The organism is Vogesella mureinivorans, from assembly GCF_007644035.1.
Taxonomy (GTDB): Bacteria; Pseudomonadota; Gammaproteobacteria; order Burkholderiales; family Chromobacteriaceae; genus Vogesella; species Vogesella mureinivorans.
Genome location: NZ_VMTV02000980.1, coordinates 1 through 352 on the forward strand (window position 1 = coordinate 1; position 352 = coordinate 352).

A 352-nucleotide genomic window follows, 5' to 3' on the forward strand; every position below is an offset into this window, starting at 1 on the left:
ACCATAAACTCCAGTCAATCGTAATGTGCAGTCACACACAATAGATGAGTTTTGGATTATCCTGAATATATAAACGGAGTATTTGCAATGCCACGTCGTCGTAGTGTTGAACCTCGCAAAATCCTTCCAGATCCGAAATTCGGTTCAGAATTACTTGCGAAATTTATTAATGTTTTAATGGTAGATGGTAAAAAATCTACAGCAGAATCAATTATTTACGGTGCTTTAGAAACTTTAGCACAACGTACCGGTAAAGAAGCTTTAGAAGCATTCGAAGCAGCGTTAGAAAACGTACGTCCGACAGTAGAGGTTAAATCTCGTCGTGTTGGCGGTTCTACTTACCAAGTACCGG

Annotated in this window: 1 protein-coding gene; it reads left to right on the forward strand. The window is 39.5% G+C overall.

Going from position 1 to position 352, the window contains the following annotated elements; genetic code table 11:
* Positions 1-87 precede the first annotated feature (87 nt).
* On the forward strand, positions 88-352 hold a 265-nt coding region (locus FLQ44_RS21785; protein ID WP_500692565.1), incomplete at its 3' end, for an uS7 family ribosomal protein.